This window comes from Amycolatopsis sp. PS_44_ISF1, from assembly GCF_032335455.1.
Lineage (GTDB): Bacteria > Actinomycetota > Actinomycetes > Mycobacteriales > Pseudonocardiaceae > Amycolatopsis.
Genome location: NZ_JANUXO010000002.1, coordinates 1,907,105 through 1,931,181, shown reverse-complemented (window position 1 = coordinate 1,931,181; position 24,077 = coordinate 1,907,105). Strand labels below are relative to the sequence as shown.

The following is a 24,077-nucleotide window of genomic DNA, read 5'->3' as shown; positions in this document are numbered from 1 at the left end:
CAACTGCGGCGACCTAGCAAGTTCTAGTACTCCGGCCGCACTTCGTTATTAGTAGGTGTAGCCTGCCGGTCTTGTGATCGTGGACGGCCGGCTTGGATGACCTGTTTGTGTTGTTAGCTGGCCGGTTCTTACGGGCTGAACCGCGTCGGCGTGCGCGGGTTTATATACGAGGGCTGTTGGCGCCGGTGGCGCTCAACAACGGGTGGACGCTGGCCGAGGTGGCCGGTGACGCGACGCCGGATGGGATGCAGCGGCTGTTGAACGCGGCCAGCGGGGACGCCGACGGTGTCCGCGATGATGTCCGGGCGTACGCGGCGCGGCACCTGGGCGAGCGGCGGGCTGATGTGCTGATGTATAGCGCGGACCCGTTCACCAGGACGGTTGCCACGGCATAGCGGGCCAGTGCCTCGCACAGCACACCGAAGGCGTCGACGTCCCACGCGGCCAGATCTTACGGGTGATCATGCTCGGCCCGAGTCGATCCCAGATCGTCCGGCCCGTCCCCGACACCCACTCCGGCGGCACGATCTCCACGGCCGGGCACCGGCTCGGCATCGCTGATCCTGTCCTTCCGGTCACCATGCAAGATCTGCAGCGACGTCGGCTTGCCTGCGGGACCACGCATGCCCATGCTCCATCACCGGACCGAGGGTTGAAAACCTGAAGGTTGGAATTCAACTTAAGTCGAGTTGAGTATGCGTTGCACGCCAATGCATTTGCATCAGAACGATGGGCATACCCGGGCGTTCCCGCGCGCATTCGCTCGGCTACTCTCGTCCGCGGTGCCAGTCGTCATGTGATCTCGTCGCTTCCCGATCGCTCGGGGTCCGCGATCAGGAGGCTGTCGGCCTCCCCGATAGAAAGGGAGCACACGAATGATTGATCACCATGAGGATGAAGGTGAGTCCGGCGGTCCGCCCCCGGAGCGCCGCCCGAGCCGAGAAAAACCCTGCCCGGGCGACACCATCATCCGAGTGATCCAGCTCCTGACGGCGCTGGCTGCTACGACCCAGGAAGTTTGCCGCCTGCTGGGCCGCTAGGCAGGGGGCGGTGTCCGTCTCAGACGGATGCCGCCCCATCTTGACTGCTTTGCCGCTTTACCGTTTTAGCAGCAAGGCGGCTACTTGATACTAACGCGGCCCTATAGCTGTCACTAGCGCTGCCCACGCCTGGGACAGCGCCGCAGGTAGAGCGACTGATGCTGCCCGACGGTGGGCTCACGCTCTAGCCTCAGCTAGAGCCACTGGACGCCTTGGTCTTGCTCTTGGCCTTGGGCGCGGTGGTGGCCTTCTTGTGGGCCGTGCCACGTCGCTTGGCTGCAGCGGCGGTCTGTCGCTCACGGGGAGGCATTCAGTGCACCTGAGGCGCGGACTAAGTAGTAGATGATCCGCCGGTCGAACAGGTCCATCACCGGTGAGGGGTAGACCTTGCGGGCGCAGACGTGGAACTCGGTGATGCCGGGGACCCACTTCTGGTTCGGTGCTGTTGCGGTGACCTTCTATTTCAGCGCGTTGTCGGGACTATGCCCTGGTAGAAGACGTGACGATGCCGACGGTGGGTCACGCAGCTCAGGCGCAGCTCCCGAATGAGCGTGCGCGCGGTCCTCCTCATTACCAGCCGGCCGGCTTTGCGGAGCTCATGATGTACGTTTTGATGCCTTAGCGTTGGTTCCCCGCGCAGGGGACGGTGATCGCGACCTTCTGCTCGGCTCGGGGATCGGGCCGCACCAGGCGGGCCTGGTGGTAGAGGAACGTCGCCCGGGCCAGTCCAGCAGCGGCGAGCAGATGCTGAAGGGGGTTCTGAGTCTTGAAAGAGTGACAGCACGGACCTTCGCCGCGGTCATCGCTCCCTCAAGACACGTCCTTCTCTCAGGTAGGCGACCTCTGTTTGGAGTCGGGCGTTCTCCCGCCGCAACCGGTTCGGCTCGCTGTCCTGTTCAGGCTCGTTCTTGAGGCGCCTGGTAACCGGCTTGAACACGTTCTCCGGTTGCGGCCCGCTGCTCCCCATCCACTCGTTGATCCTCTGCGTATGCCCAGTGGCGCAACCTGGCCAAAGTGCTGCTGAACTGCAGAAACTAGTGCGCCACCAGGGTTCGAACCCTGGACCCGAGGATTAAAAGCCCGCGGGTTTGATTGCGGTGATCTTGAAACGGCCTGCGTTTGCGGGGCTTCTACCTGCGGTTTCGCTGATTCCAAGATCATGTTTGCTGTTGTGAACGGCCAGTCTGGGCTCCGTTATGTCTCCGTTCTTCCTGCTGTGCTCAAGCGGTCCTGCGACACGGGTTGACCAGGTTGTTTACCTCGTTCGCGTGCGGGTTCGACAGCTGACATGACGGTCGGGCTGAACGGATGAAGACATGCATGTGAAGGTTGGTGGGTGGGTGAGTGCGAATGTTGTGCCGCTGGGCGTGCGCATTCTGTGGTCGGTTCTGGATCATGTAGTTGCGAATGGTGATGCGGCGGAGACGAGCTATCTCGAAGCCAAGAGCACCGCGCACATCGCGGTGAAGCAGGGGCTGGTGCAGGTGGTTGAGTTTCTCCTGGCCTGCGCGAACCGGCTGCCCGAGGATGCGGCGCGGCACTTCGAGGGGTACGCCGTGCTGGTGATCGGCGTGTAGCAGGGCAGGGCGGGTGGTGCCGAGCCGCGCGAGTTCGCGGATCGGCTTCGTCCGTATCTGGGTGCGACGTTGCCCGGTTCGAGTTCGGCCGGCTCGGCGTGGACGGCGAACGGGAGGTGCTGGCCGTCGTCAGGCTTCCCCGAAGGACGGGTAACCGATCTAGCTCTGTTACGAGGCGTACGGCGTGCGGGGGGAGGACCAGTTGGCCGATGGTGCGACCTACGTTCGCGGTCACAGCAACACCAGGTCCGCGAACGTTGGCGAGATTCTGGCGCTGGTGGAGCGGGCCCGTGGTGCCCCGCGGTTCCCGATCACCCTCGGCATCGGCCTTCTCGCCTGTATCCGTCGGGTGGACCGGGTCGCCGAGATCCTTGACCGGCGATCTGGCCACGAGGAGCAGCGGTACCTCGAGCCGCCGCTGAAGGAGAAGGCGTCGTCGCTGCCTAACTATGTCCCGCTCGTACTGTTTGGCGACAGGGTAATGCCGACGGCGGAGGATCGGGCCGCGCGGGCGGCGGTCCTCGGGGCCACCCTCGCTCGCGCGAGGAAGTCCTGCAGCGCGAGATCACCGAAACGGTGTTCGGTGGACCACCCTCGCTCGCGCGGGGAAGACCGGAGCATCAGCTCTTCACCGCCGACTTCGAGCGGACCACCTCCTTGAGTTGTTCGTGCCCACTATCCTTCGGCAAGTCCCCGGTTCGAGATCTCGGCAGGATGGCATCCACGTCCGGTCACGGCGCTGTCACATGACGATCGCCAGGACGGTCGATGCTGGCAGTGTTGGTGTCCGGAGCGACGCGCCCCACTTGCTCGAAGACGTCGCATCAACATGGACCGGGCAGCTAGCGCGCGTTGGCGGCCATGTCGGTGTAGGACTCGGCGACCGCATCGTCCTCGGTGACGCCGAGTTCGTCCAAGACCGCGCGGACCGATACCAGTGCGGCCTTCAGGCCGTCCGGCTCTGCCATGGCCTCCAGCTCGATGAGCGTCTGACCGTCCAGCTCCGGAATCGTCACGACGGTGGCGAGCGAGCCGCGGCCGTCAGCGGTGAACCGTAGTTGTCACAGTACTTCTCCAGCGAGATCAGCTCGACCAGGCCCCGGCCGACGAAGACTGTGCCCATCACGTCCGGGTCGGCCACCGTGGTCTCGTGCTCCGGCTTAGACCGCGACTCCTCGTCCGCCGGCGGTACCTTGTATGCGAGCACGACGCGCCGGTCGTCGCCAGGCCGGTCGTGGTAGTTGTCCGCGTAGACGCTGTGCACCGCCTCGGCCCGTTCGGCGAGCTTGACCAGCACGGGCTCGGGCTCGCGAACGACGGCGGTCAACTCGGCCTCGACGGACACGGCGGGCTCCTCTCAGACGATGCGTCGCGCGGTGCGCTGCTATTCCTCTGTGAACCTACGGAACCCGCGGTGCAGTGCGCCATGCGGCGGCCCGGTGAGCTTGTACAACGGCGAAGTGTGCCTCTCGCCGCAGGCGGACAGGAACAGGGTGGCGTCGAGCCCGATCAGCCGCCAGGTGGGCAGGATCTTGTAGACGTGGGTCTCGATGTCGGCGCCCTCGGGTCGCGAGGTCGCGCAGCCGCTCGATCGACAGGCGGATGCCGACGGCGAAGCTGCCGTAGGTCTCGCCGATTTTCGTCGGCCCGTCGGTGGGCGGCCCGCAGGCACTAGCAGCGGCCCACAGTTGCGCAAGGTAGCTACTCAGCCGGATTCACGATCTACACTACGTGGTGATGGATACACGAGGCGTTGAAGGCGCCTATCAGGGCGCGCTCCGGGCGTTTCAGAACCCAATGCTGGCCTTGCTCCACCAGACGCACGCGCCGTTCGTGGTGACGGTGCTGGCGATGGTGTTCACTGCGGAGCGGCCGATGGTGGCGCTGGCGGACTCGCATGCGGAGATCAACGACGCCCTCGACCAGCTGCGGGCCACGGGCTACGGCGACGAGGACAACCAGCCGCTGCCCGCTGGGAACGCGCGGGACCTGTGCCGGCAGTGGGTGCAGGCGGGGTGGCTGGTGCGTCAGGTGTCCGACGATGACGTCGAGGTGTACCGGCTGTCCGCGTACGGTGTCGGTGCGCTCGAGGTGGCCGGACGGGTCGGCGGAGCGCGGACCAGGGTGTCGGAGTCCCGGGTCAGGACGCTGCTGGAGGCGATCGAGCGGCTCGCGCAGGACGCCGATCCGGACGTCACGGTCCGGATAGCGCGCCTCCACGAGGAGATCCGGCAGCGTCAGAAGGAGCTCACCCGGCTCGAAGCAGGTGGTGCCGTCGAGACCGTCGAAGACGAACAACTGCTCGAGGCGGCGGAGAACGTGCTGCACCTGGCGCGGGAGCTGCCTGCGGACTTCGCCCGTGTGGCGGAGTCGATCAAAGCCATTCAGCGCGACGTCGTCGCCGAGTTGCGGCACGATGTGCGGCCGACTGGTGAGGTGCTCCGCGAGTATCTGGCCCGCGGCCAGCGAATCCTGGACGCGACGCCGGAAGGCCGCGCGTTCGCGGGGGCGTTGCGTCTGATCGGTGACCCGGTGCAGATCGATGACCTGTGGAGCCGGCTGCGCACGGTGCTGCGGCACCGGTTCGCCGATCTGCTGCCGGACCTGCAGCGGCGGGAACTCACCGAGATCTCGCGCCGGATCGAACAGGGTGTCAAGGAGGTGCTGACCGCGCAGCGGCAGGCATCCCATGTGATCACCACTCAGGTCCGCAACCACGATCCGATGCGCGACCGCGAGGTGGACGAACTGCTTAGAGACGTCATGTCCGGTTTCCACAAGTGGGTTCCCGGCTCACGCCGAGGCGAGGCCATTGAACCGCTCCGTCGCCTGCCGGTGGCCGACGTCGGACACCTGCGGCAACGGATGAGTGACCTGCGGCCACCACAGCCGCCCGCGCCTCTGCGGGAATGGGATGAAGCTGAGGACGTGCCGTCGGGGGACACCCGGGCATGGGGTGGCCCCCGGTACGCCGAGCTGCGCGCGCACTTGGCGGCGTTCGCAGGTGATGCGGAGAGTGTGGATGTCGCGGCGGCGTTCCGCGCGGCGGTCGAGGACATTCAGCGGCCGGTCGACCTGCTCGGCTTGCTGGAGATCGCCCACGACGCGGGAATCACCGAGACGGCCGAGGTCGCGGTGGTCGACACAGTCCGCCCCGACCAGACCCGGCGCCGGTTCGCACTCGGCGGCGTAGTGGCGGCGAATCCGGCGATCGCAGACAGGAACACCGAGGATGAGTGACCCGGACGACGGCTGGCCGGCAGGCGCGGAGACTGGGTTTATCGACCCGGTCTCGATGGAGGACGATCCAACCGAGTTGTTCGCCGGCGACGCTGGCACCCTGGACGCGGACGTGCGGCGGGTCCTGGTCCAGCTATTGCGGCGGAAGTTCCTGTTGGCCGAGAAGAATCGGGCGCAGTGGCGCACGCTGCTGGAGAATCAGCAGATCCTTGAGTCGCGGCTGCACGATCTGTTTGTGCGGCTCGTGGTCGACCACGACCGGGGCGTCGCCTACAAGCAGCAGGTGCGCTCGGCGGAGCTGGACGTGCCGATCCTGCTCAAGGACGACTCCTACAGCCGGGCTGAGACCTTGGTGCTGGTGCACCTGCGGACCGTGTTCCAGCGGGAACGCGGCACGGGCGAGACGTCTGCGCGGGTGGATGTCGAGGAGCTGGAGCAGACCGTGCTGACCTACTTCGATCCCCACGATCACAACATGGCCCGCGGCCAGCAGGAGGTCCGCAAAGCGGTGGAGCGGCTGGTCACCGAAGGTCTGCTCACGGAGGAGTCCGCAGGCCGGTATCGGATCACCCCCATGGTGGAGGTCGTGCTGAGCACCGCGAAGCTCTCCGAGTTGGAGCAGTGGCTGCGCGGACGGAACGAGGCCACGGCGTGAGCATGATCGACACACTGTTCGGGTTGATCCCGGCGGCGTCGCGGGGCGAGCAGTGGGTGGCGCGAGACGTGCAACTGGTCAACTGGGGTGGCTACGACGGGTACCACCACCTGCGACTTGCATCCGGCGCGACCCTGCTCAGCGGAGGTTCCGGGTCGGGCAAGTCGACGCTGATGGATTCCTATATCGCGTTGCTCATGCCGCACACGACGCCCTTCAACGGGGCGTCCAACGGCGGCGTGGTTGGCAGACCCCGAGGCAAGGACCAGCGCAACATCCTGTCCTATGCGCGCGGCAAGCTCGACGAGTCCCGGACCGACGGCGAGACGACGTTGCGGGTGCTGCGCGGGGACGGCCTCGACACCTGGTCCGCCATCTCGATGACGTGGACCAACCACACCGGTGCCGCGTTCACCGCGCTCCGGGCCTGGTACGTGCCATCGTCCGCCCGCAGCCTCGACGATATTGTCGCGGTGCGTGCCGTCTGTGATCACGGATATCAACTGCGGGATCTGGAAGGCCCGGCACGCGCGAAGCTCGCCCGTGCCGAAGTCACGGCGACTGGCTTGAACTGCTTCGAGAAGGAACGGGAGTTCACCGCGCGGCTGCACACCACGCTCGGCATCGGCGCCGCCGGCGACGGGCACAAGGCGGTCGCGCTGCTGGGCCGGATCCAGGCCGGCCAGCAGATCACCACCGTCGATTCCCTGTACAAGACGATGGTCCTCGAAGAGCCGTCCACACTGGCCACCGCGGACGCGGTGGTGCAGCAGTTCGACGAGCTGTCCGGAACACGGGCCAGGATGATCGTCGCCCGCCAGCAGGTGAAGGCGTTGACTCCGATCCGCGAACACCGGCACACCATCGACGACGCGGTGGACCGATTGCGCCTGATCGACGAGGTCGGATCGTTCACCGGCACGTCAACTCCTGCCGCATTGTGGCGTCATGAACGTCGCCTTGACCTGCTGCGCGCCGCCGAAACTGACCTGTCTCAGCGGCACCGCCGAGCCAAAGAAGAACTGTCGGAGACCATCGCGCTGGTCAAGGCGGCCGAATCGCAGCGCGAAGGGGTGGCCGCCACGCTGCACGCCTCCGGTGGTGACCGCCTGGCCACCGCACTCCGGGAAATCCGCAGCGTAGAGCTGCGACTGGACGGCGTCGAGCGCTCACGGGAACGACTGGACCGGGCGCTGGCCACCATCGACGCCACCGTGTCGACCGGGAAGGATTTCGCCGTACTCGTCGAGGCGGCGCATCAGTTCGTTGCCGACACCGACGCCAGGCAAACCGCTCAGAACCAGTTCGCCGAGGCAAGGTCGGAGAAAAAGGAAGCGGAACGCGAGCTGAACGAGTGGCGCGCCGAGCACAAAGCGGTCAAGACTCGCAGGGGCAACATCCCAACCGAGCTGCACACGGCGCGCGCGGTTTTGGCCGAGGCCGCCGGGCTCACCTCGGACGACCTGCCGTTCGTCGGCGAGCTGATCGAGGTGCGGACGGAGTTCGAACCGTGGCGCGACGCATTCAACCTGGCGCTCGGCGGATTCGCCACACGGATGCTGATCGACATCGGCGGACTCAACTCGTTCCGCGAGGCCATCAACGCCATCCCGACCGCCCGACGGATTCAGTTCGAGGGAGTGCGTACCGGCCTGCGCGACGAGGTCGGGCTGGACGGCAGGACGCTCCCGGGCCGGCTCGACTACCGGCCATCGCCGTTCACCGCCTGGCTCAAGAGCGAACTCGCCCGCCGGTTCGACTTCGTCTGCGTCGAGACACCCACGCTCCTGGCGCAGCACTCCAAGGCACTCACGATCACCGGCCAGACAGCGGAAGGCGGCCGGGGCGCACACGGCGGACACGGCCGGCCCAACCTGCTCGGTTTCACCAACAGCAGGCTGCTTGCCGACCTTCAGAACCGAATCGACTCTGCGCGTCAACGCCTCGACAAAGCTGTCACCTCGGCGTCGCGGGCGGTGAAAAATCTCGACTTGTTCGAAGCCAGACGCGCGGCCTACCAAATCCTGACCGAGTTGTCCTGGGACCAGGTGGACGTCGAGTCGGTCGAGTCGGAGCGGGACCGTTTGACCCACGTCGTTGAGGAGGTCCGTCTCGACAATCCGAAGATCGATCAGCTGCAGCGCCAGGTGGACGATCTCAAGGAGCGGGTCAGGGAACTGACCGAGCGCGTCGGCCGACAGAAGGACACCGTGAAAATACTCGGCGAGTCCTGGGAGTCGACTGCCGATGAAGTGGACCGCGCCCAACTAGCGCTCGACACGGCCGCAGAGACAGGCAGCGATCCCAGCCAGGACCACCAAGCGTACCTGGAGGGTCTATTCGACAGCGACCCGGACGGCGCCGACCCGGCGGGGGCCCTCGCGGAGTTCGACGCAGCGGTGAACCGGGCCACCGAACGGCTCAGCACCGACCGGAAGTCCGCGGCGGAGACCATCGGCCGATCGAAGAAAGCGTTGATCGACACGTTCTCGACGTTCCTCGAGCGCTGGCCGAACCCGAATCTCGGCATCGACGCGGAGGCCTCCTACCGCGACTTCGACCGTCTGCTCACCGACCTGGAGACCAGCGGCCTGCACGAGCTGGAAACCGAGTGGCGGGACAGCCTGCTCAAACTGTCCGGCAACGACCTGACCGGCCTGGACAGCGAACTCGCTGCGGCTGTCCGCGAGATCCGCGACCGGATCGACCCGGTCAACCGCATCCTCGCCGCATTGCCGTTCGCCGACGACAACCACCGGCTGCGCATCGACCCGCAGGAAAGCCACTCCACGGTGCGTGCCCGATTCCGCAAGGAGCTGCGCGAGGTACGTGCTTTTATTGACCAGGCGGCAACGGACGAAGACCGGGAACGTGCCTATCACCGGATGGCCAAGGTCATCGACCGCATCCGACGCACCGCGCCGGACTTCGCCGACCTCGTCGACGTGCGCAACCACGTCCGGATCAGTGCTGAGAAACGCGATCTCGACGGTGTGCACGTCGCCGTGTACGACCACATCGGCGAGAAGTCCGGCGGCGAGTCGCAAGAGCTGGTCGCGTTTATCGTCGGCGCCGCGCTCCGGTACCAGCTGGGCGACGCCGGCGCCGCTCGCCCCCGCTACGCCCCCGTGTTCCTCGACGAAGCACTGATCAAGGCGGACGCACACTTCACCGGCCGGGCCATCGGCGCGTGGCGCGGCCTCGGTTTCCAGCTCATCATCGGCGCACCCAACGACAAACACAGCGCGATCGAACCTCACGTCGACGCGGAATACCTGATCCTCAAGAACTCCCAGGGCCGATCCTGGGCGAAGCCCCTGGTCGGTGTTCCGGAGGCATGAGCGCACTCCTCACCCCGCAGGACGCCGTCGCGGCTCTGCGCCGCAAAATCGATCAGAAGTGGGCGGAAGCCGTGTGTGCGGACTTCGGTGTCGGCGACCACGTCGTGTTCTCCGTTCCACTCCGCCCCGGCGTGTCGACCGGCAAGGCCGTCGAGCAACTCGGGCACGCCGCCTGGCACGAGTGGCACATGCAATGGCGCGAGTTTTCCGACCATCTCCCCGCCGGTGTGGAACTCGCTCGCAAAGCCGTGACCATCCGAGGAGTCGCCGGCGATTTCCCCGCCACGCTCGTCGCGGACCTGGACGGCGCCGTCTCGCTGATAGCCGACACCCGTCACTCCACAGAGCCTCTGATGATGGACTTAGGCCGCATCTGTGCGCTCGCGTCGGCGCTGCGATCCGCCGACGCGATCCTCACCCCGGGAACTCTCCGGGCAGTCTCCCGTCTTCTGGCCATCGACGTGCAGGTGCTGGTCAGCGCCGTGACCTGGCTACGCCAGCACCCCGATGCCAGCATGTGGACCCTGCGGCAACTTGCGGTCCCCGGCATGCACACCAAATGGCTTAATATCCATGGTGCACTGCTGCGCGACGTCACCGGACGCGACGTTCGGGACGAAGTCCGGCCACGACTGACCGTCATACACCTTACCTATGTCGACCCTGACCACGCTGCGTCGGGCCGCCGCCGACACGACGCCTGGACCACCGGTGACGTGCACGACATTGCCTACCAGCCACGCGTCGTCCTCGTTGTGGAGAACCGCGACTCCCGCCTGTGGTTCCCGCCGATAAAGAACACGATCGTGGTCGAGGGCGGCGGCAAGGCAGCAGCCGCTCTGCTTGCGAACGTGCCCTGGGTCCGTGCTGCCGACCACGTCGTCTACTGGGGCGACATCGACGCGGACGGGTACGCGATCCTCGACCAGTTCCGCGCGGCGCTGGCTCAGTCCGCCCCGGACGGAGCATCGGCGAAGCCCGTCACCTCCATCCTCATGGAGGCCACCGACCTGCACCACTACGCCCAAAACGGTGTCAACCACGACAAGGCCGGCCGCGCCATCAAGCCGTCATCGGCGCCCCTGCCCCACCTGACCGAAGACGAGACCACCGCGTACAACATCATTGCAACCGCGGGCCTCACCCCATTCCGCAGGATCGAGCAGGAAACCATCCCTCTCAATCACGCCGCATCCCGACTGCTGCGCATCTTGAAGTCCCAGGCCTGAGTCTTGCCGACCGGGCTGATGCACGCAGGTGCGCTCGGTGAAGGTCTCCTTCAGACCACTGGAAACAGCGTGGCCATGGCCCGTGCAGCACCAACGTACCGCGAGCGTCGGCGTCAGTTCCCTAACGCGTCTTCCGCGCGAAAGCATTGTGATGATGTCCTCTCGCCTGCGCCAGGCCGGATTCGTCCAGTCAACATCCGGCATCCGCGGGCATTGAGCAGCGGCCGGAGACGAGTCACTGCAACCGAGCGAGTGGGGGCGACTCAACTTGATCGAGTTGGGTCTTGGGCGAGTCGTCGGGTTCGTCGTCGTGAGGGAGTCCGTATTGGGAGGTGAGTTCGGCGACGTGCTGGATCAGTGGAAGGGCGAGCGCGTCACGGTAGTCCTCGGCGAATCGCTGTTGGTGCAGGAACATGGCCCAGTCTTCAGCTTCGACAGCGTCCGAAAACCCGATCATGGTAATTTCCAAGAGCTCGGGGTTCCAGGCGTTCTTGTCCGGACGAATTTCTTCATTACCTTTCGCGTTGATGCGATGGGTGAGTTTCGTTGCTTCCACGGAGAGCGTGTGGGTGCCACTCTTGTCGCTCGTGCTGTAGAAGACGTGGCTGTTCTTGTCGATATTTGTGAGCTTCCACAGGCCCTTGCTGATGCCGCCGGATTCGTCGTTCTTCGGGGCCCACCATTGAGGGGTCTCGTCGCGGTCGTTGGTGGCGATGCGTGCGATGTAGAGGTTGGAGCCAAAGAGTCGGATGCGCTGGGCCGGGCCGTTGCCGAGCTTGATGCGGTCGGCGATGAGGCCGCTGTTGGTCAGCCACGGCCACCGGTTGCGGGTGTTCTGGGCGTGAGTGACGACTAGGGTGGGGGTGCCGCGCATGGTGTAGATCGTGTTCTGGACGAAGGCGGCGACGGCCTTGGTCTGCTGATCGGCGGTGGAGAGGTCTTGGGGGCGTACCTGGCCGGTGAGGGCGATGAGCAGCTGCGGGTAAGGCACCCACTCGGTCATCTCAGGTGTCCGGCCGAGGATGCACTTCCGCCCGGGCCGGATCAGGACAGCGACAGGGGTGAATTGTGGCCGATTCGTCTCGCCGGTGGCTTGTCGTTTGACAATCCAGAACGCCAGCTGGTTGAGGCCCTCGGGGATCTTGGCGCCGACGGTGTGTTCGGGTACGAGACGCATGCCGAGCTGGCGCAGCCCATCGGCCCACGCCGCCGCGACACGGAACTCCGAATCGTCATCAGGGTCGTTCGGGTTGCCGGGGGTGAAGAATTGGCTGACCATGCCGGCGTCGGCGCAGCCGAGCCGGACGGCGAATTTCGGGTCGGTGGTTCGCGGCTTGAACTTGTCGCGCCCATCGAGCTCGACGAAAGTGATGACGGTTGCCTCACCGAGTTCGGCGGCGAGGTCGCGGAGGTAAGCAGAGACGGCGGAGCGGCGGTGGCCGATCGCGTCGATGTGTTCTTGGCCTTTCCGGGGTGCCTGTGCGCTGTTGCCTAACGGCGCTCCCAACGCCCCGAGTTCGCGGGCGTGGATGCGCACGCGGAGGTCGGGGGCGTTCCAGCTCCACACGTCCGGACCGACTGCTTCGCGGTAGTCGGCGAGTCCGAGGCTGGCTTCTGCGGCGCGGATGAGCTGGTTCCGCATGTGGCTAGACTGGTACAGCAGGACGGCGGTCAGGTCCCGGCTATCGAGGGCGAGCGCCGCGTACTCGCGGCGGCGGACGGAGTTGTCGAGGTCGATGAGCCGGTTCGTGGCGACGGCTTGTTCGATCTCTTCGTCCGTCGCGTCCTTCTTCGGAACCGACACTTTCGGCGTAAGAAGCTTCGTTGGGTTCTGTTTGACTTTGCTGCGGGCCAGCACCGGTGCCGGGATCAGCTGGGGCTCGAGCGCGGCGGCGGCCCATTCGGTTAGGCGGCGCCGTTCGGCGGGCATGAGCCCGGCGCCGACACCATGCCAGCCCATCATCGTGTGGTAGCTGGCGGCCCCTTGGATGCCGTCTCGTTCGTCGATCCAGGTATCGGGTTCCTTGGCGAAGACGTCCGCGGCGGGGAGATTGTCGATGGCGCCGACGCGAGCGAGCATGCCCTCCGGCCCACCTTGAACCCATTCGATCTGGCGGGTGCGGGGATTCCAGGCGAACTGGGCAACAGCGAACCGGCCGGGCTGCTGACCGTCTTCGATGAATGGTTCCTTTGTGAGCAGGTAGGCAGACACCCGTTGCGTCCCGGACATCGACACCTGACCGGCGACCCATCGGCGGATCCGGGTGCTCAGGTAGATCCGGGGGATCGGCGAGAACGGCACAGTGCGCAGCGAAATGCTGATCACGGCGGAGTACCGCCAGTCTCGATGACTGCCGTAGCGGTTGCGGGCGTCCTTGTCGGTGACCTTGGTGGTGTGTTTCAACGGCGGCCAGGACATCAGTTCGGCGCCGTTCGCGCGGGCGTCGACGGCGACGCGGTGGAACCGAACATGTTCGCCGCAGAATTCGTAAGCTGGCTGGGCGGTGATGCGGTCGGCCAAGATCTCCGGCAGGACCCGGTAGAGCCGCGAGGCCGGAACACAGGTTCCGCCCGGCGAGAGCTCGTGCTCGAGCAGGTCCACCGTGTCCGATTGCCAGCACAGGGAATCCACATCGAGAACGCGCGCGGTCTCGCGGAACCGTTGGAAGCCTTCGGCGGTGGGCTGCAGGCTGCGCAGCCAGGCATGCACCATCCGGCCGAGGATGCGAGACGGGTAGTTGGTCCGACTGTAGAGCCAGGGCTGGGTAGCGTCGAAGGAGGCGTTGGCGTCGACGGTGACCAGATCCGGCGCGACGGTGCGGATCAACGAGTTCAGCGCCCTGATCGGCACCTCTTCGATCTTGGCCTGCGCTGCGTCGGACTTGCCGAACTTGTACAAGTCGAGGACGGCTTCGCGCCATGCCGCGGGGAAGGCCAGGGTGTGCAGGTCCAGCTCGTACGGCCCGTTGTCGGGGTTGGGGATGAGCGCGGCGGGTTGAATTTCGTTAAAGACCATGGGGTTCCCTGTCGTGGTCGTAGGTCAGTCGAGGTCGCCGAGCGCCCGGTAGAGCGGCTCGTACAGCGCGTGCACGAGTGACCGATCGAGCGGGGTAGTGGCCGGGTCGGCGGTGAAGTACGGGTCGAGGACGGCGCGCATGCTGGCCAGCAGGCTGGTGTCGGGTGTGTCGACGGCGTGGAAGCCGGCCTGGCGGGGCGCGAAGGCCGCGTCAACGCAGACCACGCGCGCGGGGACACCGCCGCGGACCAGCCGGCCGATCACCTGCCACATGACGACCAGCTGGTCCCAGGTGAAGCTGATCTTCTCGGTCGGGGTCAGGCTGCTCCATGCCACTTGGCGGGTGAGGAATCGGTTCCACTCCTTGCGTGCTCGCCGGCGGAACGCCAACGCAGCTTGGTCGGGGGTGCCAGCGGCGCGGGCGTCGGTGTGGAAGGTGCGGGCGGGGTTACGGATCTGGCGGACGGCCCAGTCGTTGATCGCGTGTATGGCCAGTGCGATGTCGTCCGGTCGAGGGTGCGGCCGGGCGAGGAAATAGACGCTGCCGATGGCGGCCTTGCCGCCGGGCAGGACGATGTTGTGGCCGCGTTCGACCGCCAGCAGTGGAGCTACGAGGATTTCGCTGCCGAGATCGGGGAACTTGGTCAGCTCGCCGCGGCGCAGCACCATCCAGCTGTTGTCGAGATCGGCGTCGTCGGAGACGAGCTGGGTGACCCGGCCGCTCCATTCCGGGATGCTGTCGAGATGCCGCGCGGCGTGCTTGGCCTCGGCGTAGCTGCCGACGAGCAGCAGGATCCGGCGCCGGTCCAGGTCGTCGATGTCGGCCAGTTCCGCGTCGAGCATGCTCGGGGCGTCGCCGAGGCTGCGGTCCGGGATCGCCAGTTGATTGAGCATCTGCTCCAGGACCTTTTCGCGATCGTCCGGGCCGCTTCCGGACAGCCTCAGCGGCCTGGGCGGCGTGGTGCCGGGCCAGTACAGGAACTGGGTCCGCATCGTGGTGTTCAGGATCGCTTCGACCTCGTCATCCTGCGGCCGCAGGACGGCGTCAACCGGGGCGTGGACGTGGTAGCGGGTGGACGTGCCGGCCCAGCTGGTCGCCGACATGAGCAGCACGTTGGGGCCAGGCCGATCGTCGACGACGGGCAGGTCGGGGAGACCGAGCAGCAGCTCGCGGCCGACGCCGCTGCAGCGGAAGAACCGCAGTTCGCCGCTCTGGTCGCCATCGGCGGTGCGTTCACCGAGCTGGAACTGGAAACCGAGCACGTTGCCCATCGGCGATTCCGGCATGACCGGCTCGTAGTCCTTGGGCGGACGGCGCGAGAGCACGTTGGACGTAGCTTCCAGGTTGAGCGCGGCCTCCACCCGGGGCCACAGGATGGTCATCCGGTCCAGCCGATGGTGCAGGGCTGCCAGGATGAGGGTGAGTTCGAAGCGTTTGGCGTGGGTTTCCAGGTCGTCGGCGATGGCAGGGTCGTGCTCGACGAGGTCCAGCAGGACCTCCCGCAGCCGCTGGCGGATCAAGGAGTCGCGTTGAGCGTGCAGAAGCTGCAAGGCCAGGTGCACCAGCGTGTTCGCCGCAGGCGTGACCCGATCAGCCGGATCCCCGGTTGTCAGTTCCTCCAGCGGGTCGTCGCGGAACTGGTCGAGGACGGCCTCGACATGATCCATCCGTGCCTGCCGCTGGTCGCGGTCCGGTGCCACAGGGCCTGCCGAGGCGGCATCGTCGTTGTGCCCGGTGAGGTCGGGGAACCAGGATCGGATCAGCCACTGGTGCAGCGTCATCGCGTTGAAGTAGTCCGCGGTGATCCAGCTGCGCAGCGGTGGGGTGCCGATGAGTAGGGCGTAGAGCCGGTCGGTGGCCGCCGAGACGGTGTCGATGGCGCCGGTCCAGTCGTCCACGTCCTGGGCTGAGAGCTGCAGTCGTCCGCGGCGAGCCAGCTCGGCTACCTTGTGGCCGGCGACCTCGTCCAGCCACGAGTTCGGCGACCGGCCCGCCAGCGTGGTGGCCGGGGCGAACGCGCGGTCGAGCTGCATCTGCACGCGGTCCGCTTCGTCCACGATGACGAGGTCGCTCAGCCGGCACGCTGCCTCCAGGTGGCGGAGACGCTCGGCTTGCAGGGTTGGTGGCAGGCCGCTGTGGACGAGGCTGGCCGGGGTGGCGACCCAGATCTGGGCGTCGACCAGGCGCCGGGCGCCGTGGTGGCGGGGACATACCGTCCACAGGGGGCAGCCGTGCCGCTTCCGGCGTCCGGTTCCCGTCGAACGGGCAGTGTCGTTGCTGCCGGCGGTGGCGAGGAGGTCGTCCGTGTCGGGATCGGGGCGCTGGACGGGGTAGAGCGCGGTACAGGGTGCTTCGGCGATCCGCAGGGGCTGGTGTGCTTCCACCCCGCGCAGTGCGTCCAGTGGGCAGGCGCTGCTGAGGTAGTCGAAGCTGGGGTGGTCGTGGCCGAGCATGGTGTCGGCGCCGGCTGAGGCCATGCGGCGGTGCAACCGTTCGAGGTTGCGCTCGCGCGTGGAGTGGCCCAGGACCGGGGCGGCGTCGACTCCGAGGCGGGTGAACTGGTCGACGATCGCGAGGGTTTCGGCGACGTCCCCGACGACGATTGTGATGCGCCGTCCGGTCTCGGTGGCGGCCCAGAAGGCGAGTATGTCGCGCAGCGTCGATTTGCCGGCGCCCACCATGCCGACCAGATTCATTAGCCGATCGACCCGCAGGCGCCCGTCCTTGGGCTCGACGAACTTGCCGCGGGCGTCGTCGCGGATCAGCAGCTGCACGCGTCGCAGGCGGCGTTCCCACTCGTTGAGTTTGCCGGGCAGGTTCTGCTCAATCGCGTCCATCTTGGCCGCAGTGGTTTCCAGCTGTACCCAGGTTACCTCCACTGGCGCTCCGCCGCAGGGTGGCAGCCCGTCGAGGTCGTGCCCGATCGGTGCCGGGATGTCCGCGAGCAGCTCTGCCGGGAAGGTGACCGAGTAGCGCCGGTCGCGCACATAGAATTCGTACTCACCGGGCTGCGCGAGCGGGAGCGGCTGGCGGGCGAAGGCCGGCGGGGTGGTCAGCAGCGCCTCGTACACCTCGAACCGGCCAGCCGCGCGGCTGGGCTCGCGTGGCTCCGGTGTGCTGTCGATGCCGTCGAGGCGGTAGCCGCGGAGTTCCTCGGGGACGCGCAGGTATGCCTCGACCGCGCGGATCCATTCCCGTCGGCGGCGCATGTCCCACAGGTAGTGCCTGCCGTGCATCACCCGAAGGAGCGTATCGGCGGTCTGGGCGCCGAACACGTCGCTGTAGGGGTAGCCGCCGAACAGGGTCCAGGCATCCTGCGCGGTGTGTCCCGGTGTCGCCGAGCAGAGCAGGTGGAGGCCCAGCTCCACGTCGAGCATCTGGCCCGGCCGGAAATCCGGGAGGGTCTCCGGCCAGGCCGGGGTGAGCTGGCCCAGCAGACGGGCGTGCCATCCACTCCGTTCACGCATTGGCTGCCCCCTCAATCGTCGTGGTGCCCTCGCTGCGGCGGACGCGGCGAAGTTCTCGATCCACCCGGGCCAGGAGCTCGCGGTCGGAGATCAGGTCGACTTTGCCGGTCAGCTGGTCGGGACGGTGGTGGGCGAACACCCGGCCGTAGTCCTCGCGCTCATCGAATCGGTACTGCGGCGCGACCAGGAACCCCTCGTCGTAGGGCGGGTTGCGCCGCAGCGGCGCAGCGCCGCGGCCGAGCAGCGCGGGGTTGGCCCGGTCCTTCACGTCGATCGCCCACACGCGCCCACGTGGCAGGATGATGCGCAGGTCGTAGGCGTCGAAGTTGGGCCACATCTGCGGGCGGAGCCCGCGCCGGACAAGCTCGGATTCGAGATCGGTCTCCGCCAGGCCGGGGCCGGTGATGAACATCCGCATCGGCCGGTTGAGCTGGTACAGGCCACCGCCCCGGCGCGCCTCGACCCGCTTGCCGACCCGGGGATGCTGGTCGCGCCGGCACCGGTCCAGTTCGCAGACGTAGCGGTCCCGGCCGATCGGCGCCAGCAGACACCCGCACCGCGCGCACACCGCGTACGCGCCGTCGCGCAGGTACGACGCGGGCGCGGGCTCATAGCAGCTCTTGATCACATCGTGCAGCAGCTCCAGGTCCAGGTCGTCGTCGGCGATCGCGGCGCGTTCGGCACCGGTCAGCACCGGCTGACGGATCAGCAGCCGGCGGAACGCGGTGTAGGACTCGGGGGCGTTCGCGGCCCGGCACTCGGCAATCGCCGTCAGCATCAGCTGGTTCTCGACCTGTTCGGCGGCGACGTCGCGCGCCGCGACCCGCCACTCCCAGCACTGCTGGGTCGGGGTGTGCGTCTGGTCGTCGACCAGCACGGCCCCGCCGCCGTCGAAAACCTCCGGCAACGTCCATGGCCACGGGTCCTCGCCGATCGGGTGCTGTGCCGCCCACCTCACCATCTCCGGCACACTCGCCGGCGGTGCCTGTCCCTTCCGCAGGCACAGCAACACGAGCTGGTTGTAGGTGTTCTGCACCGTGGCGTCGTAGACGGGCTCCTGCGGACCCTGTTGCTGCGAGAGCCGCACGATGGCGCTGGCCACCATCTTCACCAGGGGCTCGCCCTCGAAAACGGATTCAGCTCTCGGCTGCTGTTGCTGACGCGGCACCACTGGGGTGGTCCTTCCCGTTCTCGTCCGGGCCGGGGTAGCTCGGACACCACAGTGATACCGGACACCACCGACAGTTTCGGCCCACTCGTGCCTCGAACGAGTGGTCCGCACGCCACGCGGTGGCCCATTCGCGCAGCACCGCGCGGGCCGTCTCGACCCGCTCGTCGTCGGCGGGGTCGATCAGCACGATCTCCGCGCCAGTCGGGCGCAAGATCTCCAGTTCAACGCGACCCGCGCCGCCGGGACCGAGCCCGCCAGCAGCCAGCACCGCGACGCCGAGTGCGAGCTGGGGGAATTTCCGCAACGGGTCACCGAACGACTCCGGCGCCTTCTGGGTTGTCTTGAGCTCGCGCCAGACCCACTGCCCGGCCTCCCGGTACACCAGATCGGGTCGTGCCAGCACGATCGCACGCGCCGTCGTGTCGGCAAAGGTCAACCGCGGCTCGACCTGGATTGAATCGATCTCCGAAGCCTCGTGAAATGGGCACACCTCGACGTGATGAGCCAGCATGCGGATACCTGCGTCCGCCAGGACGCCGGCCGCGACGTGCCACTTTCCAGCGGACCAACTCGAGCCGAGCGCCGGCAAAGCATCCCGGCCGCACTGGGTCGGCTTACCGTCGTGCGCTGCCTCCAGCCATGCATGTACCGCCTGCCCCAGCTCCGCCTCGGCGCTGTACTCGTACGCGCGCGGTAGGTGAACCGAACGCAGGTACGCCTGCGCCGGACACTTACGGTAGTATCTAAGCCCACTGATCGATACCGTCCGTAACGGACCATGCGACGCGTCAAGACCTAGCAGTCCAGGAGTCCGGCCCGGTCCATCGCACACCGTGACTCGCTTGCAGCTGGCGCACCCCGAGCCCGGTACCGCGTCACCGCCCGCTACGATCGTACTTACCTGGCGTCGGCCGTGCTCGGCGAAATACTCCTCGACCTCCTCGGCCGTGCCCTCGAAGCACGGCTTCACCGAGCCGTTCACCAACCCGACGTCCATAACCCGCACGCACTGCGCGCCTGCGCGGCCACTCGGGCGAAACGGTTGTGACCATGGATCCGGCCAGGCCGCCGGTGCGCCGAAGGCGGCGACGTAGGCCGCGAGCGCGATCTCGGTCGGGTCCCGCTCTCGTGACCCCACGTCACCCAGCCGCAGGAAACGGAACTCCCGTAGTCGGCCGTCCACCGACTCATACCGGCGTCCCCAGGCGTACAGCTCCCACACGACCGTCTTGGTGATCCGCTGCGCCACCCACAACTCGCGCACCGGCCTCATGGCGACGTCAGCATGAGGTCGGTGCGACGCGAGATACATGCGTGTTGCATGCTCGGTAAACCGGCTTACTCCCGCGTGCGTCGGTTTGCCCAGGTGCTGGACCTCCGAGAGGGCCTCATCTGCCGACGAGCCGTCGAACTCGACCTTGTCCAGGACGGCCATCACCGGGCGAAGAACGAAATTGTCCAAGCGCTCATAGGGGAAGCGGCTTACCGAGGGTGACCTCGGCCGAGACTTCCAGCCCAACGACGACGGACACGTCCAATCGTCCGCACGGCCCGCGCCGGCCCCTACACGAATAAGATCGAGCACCGGCAGCGCATTGTCCTGCTGCTGGGCTCCCTCGGCACTCACTCAGGACCCCGGAACGGCGGACGAAGAGGATGGGTCGCGATCGACAATCCACACGACGTCACATCGTATTCACGCAATCGCTACTCGTAAGCCACAACGCGACGGATCACTCAATTGGCCCAGACCGGAACGTCGTCGGTGACGGCACCGCCTATCGCAAGACGGTTCGGTGGCAAAGGGGCTCGCTCGGGACCGCGCACGATCAGGTGCGGGCCCTGGCAGGTCATCGACGTAGTTCAGGCGATCGATCTCGCGGTCAGCGGCACATATGGACACCCCGCCTCCTTTACCACCTGGTTCACCCGGCCCGTCCAGCCGTCCCGGCCGCTGGTTACGGCCGACGTAGTTCTACCAGGCGCAAATTAGCGGCCCTGCGTCTTCATCCCACGGCCGGTCCCGCGCTCGGGCAGCTCGCGCCACGCTTTCTCCACCAGGTCGTCCGGCTCATCATCCTTCTTGCCGGACGGTGGGGACCGGCCCGACGACTGGCCGCTGTCTTCGTCCTGGCCCTGGTCGCCTGTCAAGGACGTCACGTACGCCGAGAGCCTGCCCGACGCCTCGCCACCAGCTGGCCGACGCTGCCGACGTCCTGGACAATCTGCGCGAGCGCGCCCACAGCCTGACCCAACTGCTGGTTTGAACTGTCCTGCGTGGCCTGGGCAAGGGCCAGGCCAGCTTCCTCAGCCGCCTGCCCCGCCTGCTGAAGGCGCTCGCCAGCCGCCGCGGCCTTCTCCACAGCCAGGTTGACCGCTGCCACTGTTTCCTGGACCGACACCGCCGAGTAGCCCCTCGCCTTGTGTCTGCCGATGATCGAGAACGTACCTCGACAGACCTACAACAGCAGCTGACCCTCAGGTCAGGGGGCACGACATCGGCGCTGCAGGTTCGGGCAACAACCACCAGTTTCGCCACGAATACGCGGACTACTCCGACCGCGCCGGAGAACGGTGACGCCTACGCATCGTCGTCTGGTCGAGAACCCCGACACCTTCATCGACGCAGGCCCCGATGTTCGGTGGCTCGGATGCGGATGCTGGCGACTGTGGCTCGCCCCAAGCGCACCTATCGTCGAAATACAGCTGTGGATTGACGATCCCTGGTCACTCGTCACCTGGCGCTAACGCAGTTCGCGGTGCTCCCCGGCGGTTAGCGCCGGGCCAGAGCACGCTGCCGAGGCGTGCACCGAGGGCGATACCGATGCCGGTAGCGAAGCCTGTGACGAGACCGTTCGACGGGACTTGGGTCTGCCGCGTCGATCGGGATGGCGTGCGATGCTGCGTGCGGTGCCCCGAGTTTCCGGTGGCCTTGTGCCGAACCGGGACGTCGCCTTCGACCAGTCGAGGGAGTCGGCGTACGTGGTCGGCGACTGCGGCGAGGCCGGTGGCGACTGGTTGTCCTTGCCAGACCAGGACGTCGAGAGTCAAGGCGTCCGCGTCGCCGAGGACCGCGAAAGCGTGATCGCCGGAGCAGACGGTGAAACTGGCGCAGCCGTCGGCTTGCATCCGTCTTGCGTGTGCGAGCAGGGCGAGTTCGGCGGCGTCGGGCGCGGGCGTGACGCGCAGGGGTGCGACGCCGAGCGCCGCCAGTGTGGAGGCGGTGACGTCGTCGGTGTCCTCGAGGGAGGCGTAGGCGGCGACGGCGTGGTGCCGGGGACCGGCTGCCTCGAGCAGCGCGGTCATCCGGGTGCGCAGGGTTCGTCGTTTGGGCCGAAACCCCACCACGTTCTCCAGGTCGATCAGCACGACCCGATCTGTCGGCAACATGTTCAGGTCATTTCCGCTTGGGTTTGCGCTTCTTCTTGCCCTGCTCAGGTTTCGCGGCCAACGGTGGCGTCTTGTGGTCGCCGATGAGATCCCGTCTGCCATTCAGGTACGAGCTGGGCTTGCCCTCCCAGCAGTTCGACAGCTCGTAGGCCAGCCTGGTGCCGTGCTCGCACGCGACGCGGTCCTCCGGTGCGGCGGCGTTCTCGGCGGCTTCGGGCAGCAGCGTGTTCAGTTCGAGTGCGAGCGTGAGGATCGCTCTGCGGACCTGGCTTGCCGCGGACAGGTCCGCCACCATGTCTGGGTCGTCGATCTGGTCGCTGTCGTCCGTCGGCCGGTGGCTCTCGGGGATCAGGCCGCTGACGTTCTCGACCACGAAGTCGGTGTAGGGCATCGACGGTGCCCGCCGCATCAGCACGGCGACGGCCTCGAACACCGGCGTCGCGTTGCGCGCGAGCTCGGCGTATTCGTCGTTGTCGTCGCGTAGCATGCGGCCGGCGGCCTCGGCGGTGCCGAACCCGTGCCACGCTGCCAGAAGCGAGGCCCGCGTGTCCGCCGGGTCGGTTATCCGCAGCCGTGCGACGCATACCGCGATCAGTTCCAGCGCGCTGCGCTGGGGTCGCGCACCAGCTTCGAGTCCGGTCACCCGATGACCGTAGCCAGCCACCCCGTGGACACGAATGGGTGATCGGCCATGTCCGGAGCATTCCGCGCCGCAGCACGGTTTCGATGCCCGGGCTCGGCCGGGCGTTGGTGCGCAGCACGGTGTGCGCGAGTCTGTCCGGACACCCGCAAGAGCGGTGGGCAGTTGCAGGTCCAGCAGCACATCGCCGGACGCGACGTCCGCGAGCTCGCCGCGCCGCTACGCGCCGGCGGACCGGGTTCAGCCGGAGAATCCGGTCCGGCATGGCCGGCTGACGACATGGCCTGTCCCGGTGCTGACAGGTGCCAGGGTCCGGGGTGTCACGTCGACGTCAGCTTGACCTCGTCGATGCGGAGTATTTGGCGAGGCCGCCGATGATGAGGCGGTTGTCAGGCCCGTCGGGTCCGGGCAGGTCGGGATGCCAGCGGTTGACCGGGACAATGGAGGGGTCGAGCAGCTCGAAGCCGGTCAGCCACTGGGTGAGGGTGTCCGGGTCGCGGGGGACCAGCGGGCTCGCGCTGGTGGTGTAGGTGGTGATGCAGTCGCGGATCCGCGCGCGCAGTTCCGCGGTGGCGTGCCGCTCGGACAGGTGCGACAGGGCGAGGTAGCTGCCGTTGGGCAGGGCGTCGCGGTAGGTGGCGATCGTGTCGGCGGGGTGGTGCTCGTCGGTGATGAAGTGCCAGACGGCGATCATGAGCACCCCGATCGGCTGGTCGAAGTCCAGCAGGTCGCGGACGTCGGTGTGGCCGAGGATCGTGGCCGGGTCGCGGATGTCGGCGTTGATGACGGTGGTGCGGGGATCGTCATCGATGAGGAGGTGGCTTTGGGCGACGGCGACGGGGTCGTTGTCGATGTAGACGACGCGGACGTCGTCGGCGAGGGAGGCGGCGACTTCGTGGACGTTGCCGACGGTGGGGATGCCGGAGCCGATGTCGATGAACTGGCGGATGCCGTGGTCGATGAGGTAGGTCACGACCCGGCGTAGGAAGTTGCGGTTGTCCAGTGCCATGGTCTGGGCGGGGATGAGCCGGGCGGCGCGTTCGGCGAAGTCCCGGTCGATGGCGGTGTTGGTGGAGCCGCCCAGGTACCAGTCGTAGGCGCGGGCGACACTGGGTTTCTCGATGTCGACGATCGGGGTGGCTGGTCGGTGCGGGTCTTCGGATGACGTGCCCACGGTGTGATCCCCTTCGCGCCGGTTCCGTATCGACGCTAGCAACGGCAGCTTGCACAGTGCATCTGCCAGCCGGGCGGAACCGTGTGCTTCGCAGCGAGACGGCACCACTTCACTCGTAAGAGCGTCGTCGTGGAGT

Annotated in this window: 17 protein-coding genes; 6 read left to right on the top strand and 11 right to left on the bottom strand. The window is 67.0% G+C overall.

Annotated elements, in window-relative coordinates:
- Positions 1-176: 176 nt before the first annotated feature.
- Together NYF13_RS36785 and NYF13_RS22925 are read left to right on the top strand one after the other, a co-directional pair.
- A complete protein-coding gene (locus NYF13_RS36785) occupies positions 177-395 on the top strand; it encodes a hypothetical protein (RefSeq protein WP_396287628.1) in 219 nt (72 codons plus the stop codon).
- Positions 396-2,356: 1,961 nt separating this feature from the next.
- Positions 2,357-2,617, top strand: a complete 261-nt coding sequence (locus NYF13_RS22925; RefSeq protein WP_315659535.1) for a hypothetical protein — start codon at positions 2,357-2,359, stop codon at positions 2,615-2,617.
- An 842-nt stretch (positions 2,618-3,459) separates the two neighbouring features.
- Here the strand turns inward: NYF13_RS22925 and NYF13_RS22920 are convergent.
- Positions 3,460-3,633 (bottom strand): hypothetical protein, encoded by a 174-nt coding sequence (locus tag NYF13_RS22920; protein WP_315659533.1) that lies wholly within the window; start codon positions 3,631-3,633, stop codon positions 3,460-3,462.
- Entirely contained in the window at positions 3,630-3,962 is a 333-nt protein-coding gene (locus NYF13_RS22915) for a hypothetical protein (RefSeq protein WP_315659531.1), read from the bottom strand. Before NYF13_RS22915 ends, NYF13_RS22920 begins: the two co-directional genes overlap by 4 nt.
- Before the next feature lie 392 nt (positions 3,963-4,354).
- On the opposite strand from NYF13_RS22915, the gene NYF13_RS22910 reads away from it, so the two are divergent.
- From NYF13_RS22910 to NYF13_RS22895, 4 genes are read left to right on the top strand one after another with little or no spacing between them, the layout of a single operon-like run.
- Complete coding sequence (locus tag NYF13_RS22910; RefSeq protein ID WP_315659529.1) at positions 4,355-5,857, top strand: DUF3375 domain-containing protein; 1,503 nt, start codon at positions 4,355-4,357, stop codon at positions 5,855-5,857.
- Positions 5,850-6,512 carry a DUF4194 domain-containing protein gene (locus NYF13_RS22905; protein ID WP_315659527.1) on the top strand — a complete coding sequence of 221 codons (663 nt, stop codon included), beginning with the start codon at positions 5,850-5,852 and terminating at the stop codon, positions 6,510-6,512. The genes NYF13_RS22910 and NYF13_RS22905 overlap by 8 nt, the downstream gene beginning before the upstream one ends.
- Positions 6,509-9,853, top strand: a complete 3,345-nt coding sequence (locus NYF13_RS22900; RefSeq protein WP_315659525.1) for an SbcC/MukB-like Walker B domain-containing protein — start codon at positions 6,509-6,511, stop codon at positions 9,851-9,853. The genes NYF13_RS22905 and NYF13_RS22900 overlap by 4 nt, the downstream gene beginning before the upstream one ends.
- The gene (locus tag NYF13_RS22895) at positions 9,850-11,082 is read left to right on the top strand and encodes a Wadjet anti-phage system protein JetD domain-containing protein (protein ID WP_315659523.1); all 1,233 of its coding nucleotides are present in this window, start codon (positions 9,850-9,852) and stop codon (positions 11,080-11,082) included. The genes NYF13_RS22900 and NYF13_RS22895 overlap by 4 nt, the downstream gene beginning before the upstream one ends.
- Positions 11,083-11,317: 235 nt before the next feature.
- Here NYF13_RS22895 and NYF13_RS22890 read toward each other — a convergent pair whose 3' ends face one another.
- The 9 genes from NYF13_RS22890 to NYF13_RS22850 all read right to left on the bottom strand — a co-directional run bounded on the left by NYF13_RS22890 (position 11,318) and on the right by NYF13_RS22850 (position 23,941).
- The gene (locus NYF13_RS22890) at positions 11,318-14,098 is read right to left on the bottom strand and encodes a pPIWI_RE module domain-containing protein (protein WP_315659522.1); all 2,781 of its coding nucleotides are present in this window, start codon (positions 14,096-14,098) and stop codon (positions 11,318-11,320) included.
- Positions 14,099-14,122: 24 nt separating this feature from the next.
- On the bottom strand, positions 14,123-17,566 hold the full coding sequence (locus tag NYF13_RS22885) for a hypothetical protein (protein WP_315659521.1): 3,444 nt from the start codon (positions 17,564-17,566) through the stop codon (positions 14,123-14,125).
- Positions 17,559-18,671 (bottom strand): hypothetical protein, encoded by a 1,113-nt coding sequence (locus NYF13_RS22880; protein ID WP_315660391.1) that lies wholly within the window; start codon positions 18,669-18,671, stop codon positions 17,559-17,561. Before NYF13_RS22880 ends, NYF13_RS22885 begins: the two co-directional genes overlap by 8 nt.
- Positions 18,672-18,702: 31 nt before the next feature.
- Positions 18,703-20,199, bottom strand: coding sequence for a PD-(D/E)XK nuclease family protein (locus NYF13_RS22875; protein WP_315659519.1), 1,497 nt, complete (start codon positions 20,197-20,199; stop codon positions 18,703-18,705).
- Between the two features lie 527 nt (positions 20,200-20,726).
- On the bottom strand, positions 20,727-20,897 hold the full coding sequence (locus NYF13_RS22870; RefSeq protein WP_315659517.1) for a hypothetical protein: 171 nt from the start codon (positions 20,895-20,897) through the stop codon (positions 20,727-20,729).
- On the bottom strand, positions 20,894-21,139 hold the full coding sequence (locus NYF13_RS22865) for a hypothetical protein (protein ID WP_315659514.1): 246 nt from the start codon (positions 21,137-21,139) through the stop codon (positions 20,894-20,896). Before NYF13_RS22865 ends, NYF13_RS22870 begins: the two co-directional genes overlap by 4 nt.
- A gap of 325 nt (positions 21,140-21,464) precedes the next feature.
- The gene (locus tag NYF13_RS22860; protein WP_315659512.1) at positions 21,465-22,106 is read right to left on the bottom strand and encodes a hypothetical protein; all 642 of its coding nucleotides are present in this window, start codon (positions 22,104-22,106) and stop codon (positions 21,465-21,467) included.
- A gap of 28 nt (positions 22,107-22,134) precedes the next feature.
- Complete coding sequence (locus tag NYF13_RS22855) at positions 22,135-22,770, bottom strand: hypothetical protein (protein ID WP_315659510.1); 636 nt, start codon at positions 22,768-22,770, stop codon at positions 22,135-22,137.
- Positions 22,771-23,098: 328 nt separating this feature from the next.
- Positions 23,099-23,941 (bottom strand): SAM-dependent methyltransferase, encoded by an 843-nt coding sequence (locus NYF13_RS22850; RefSeq protein ID WP_315659508.1) that lies wholly within the window; start codon positions 23,939-23,941, stop codon positions 23,099-23,101.
- Positions 23,942-24,077 lie beyond the last annotated feature (136 nt).

Excerpts from the sequence above, each read along its gene's own strand:
- NYF13_RS22880 (WP_315660391.1), bottom strand. The coding sequence starts at position 18,671 with ATGGTGGCCAGCGCCATCGTGCGGCTCTCGCAGCAACAGGGTCCGCAG.
- NYF13_RS22890 (WP_315659522.1), bottom strand. The coding sequence starts at position 14,098 with ATGGTCTTTAACGAAATTCAACCCGCCGCGCTCATCCCCAACCCCGAC.
- NYF13_RS22885 (WP_315659521.1), bottom strand. The coding sequence starts at position 17,566 with ATGCGTGAACGGAGTGGATGGCACGCCCGTCTGCTGGGCCAGCTCACC.
- NYF13_RS22925 (WP_315659535.1), top strand. The coding sequence starts at position 2,357 with ATGCATGTGAAGGTTGGTGGGTGGGTGAGTGCGAATGTTGTGCCGCTG.
- NYF13_RS22910 (WP_315659529.1), top strand. The coding sequence starts at position 4,355 with ATGGATACACGAGGCGTTGAAGGCGCCTATCAGGGCGCGCTCCGGGCG.
- NYF13_RS22895 (WP_315659523.1), top strand. The coding sequence starts at position 9,850 with ATGAGCGCACTCCTCACCCCGCAGGACGCCGTCGCGGCTCTGCGCCGC.
- NYF13_RS22905 (WP_315659527.1), top strand. The coding sequence starts at position 5,850 with ATGAGTGACCCGGACGACGGCTGGCCGGCAGGCGCGGAGACTGGGTTT.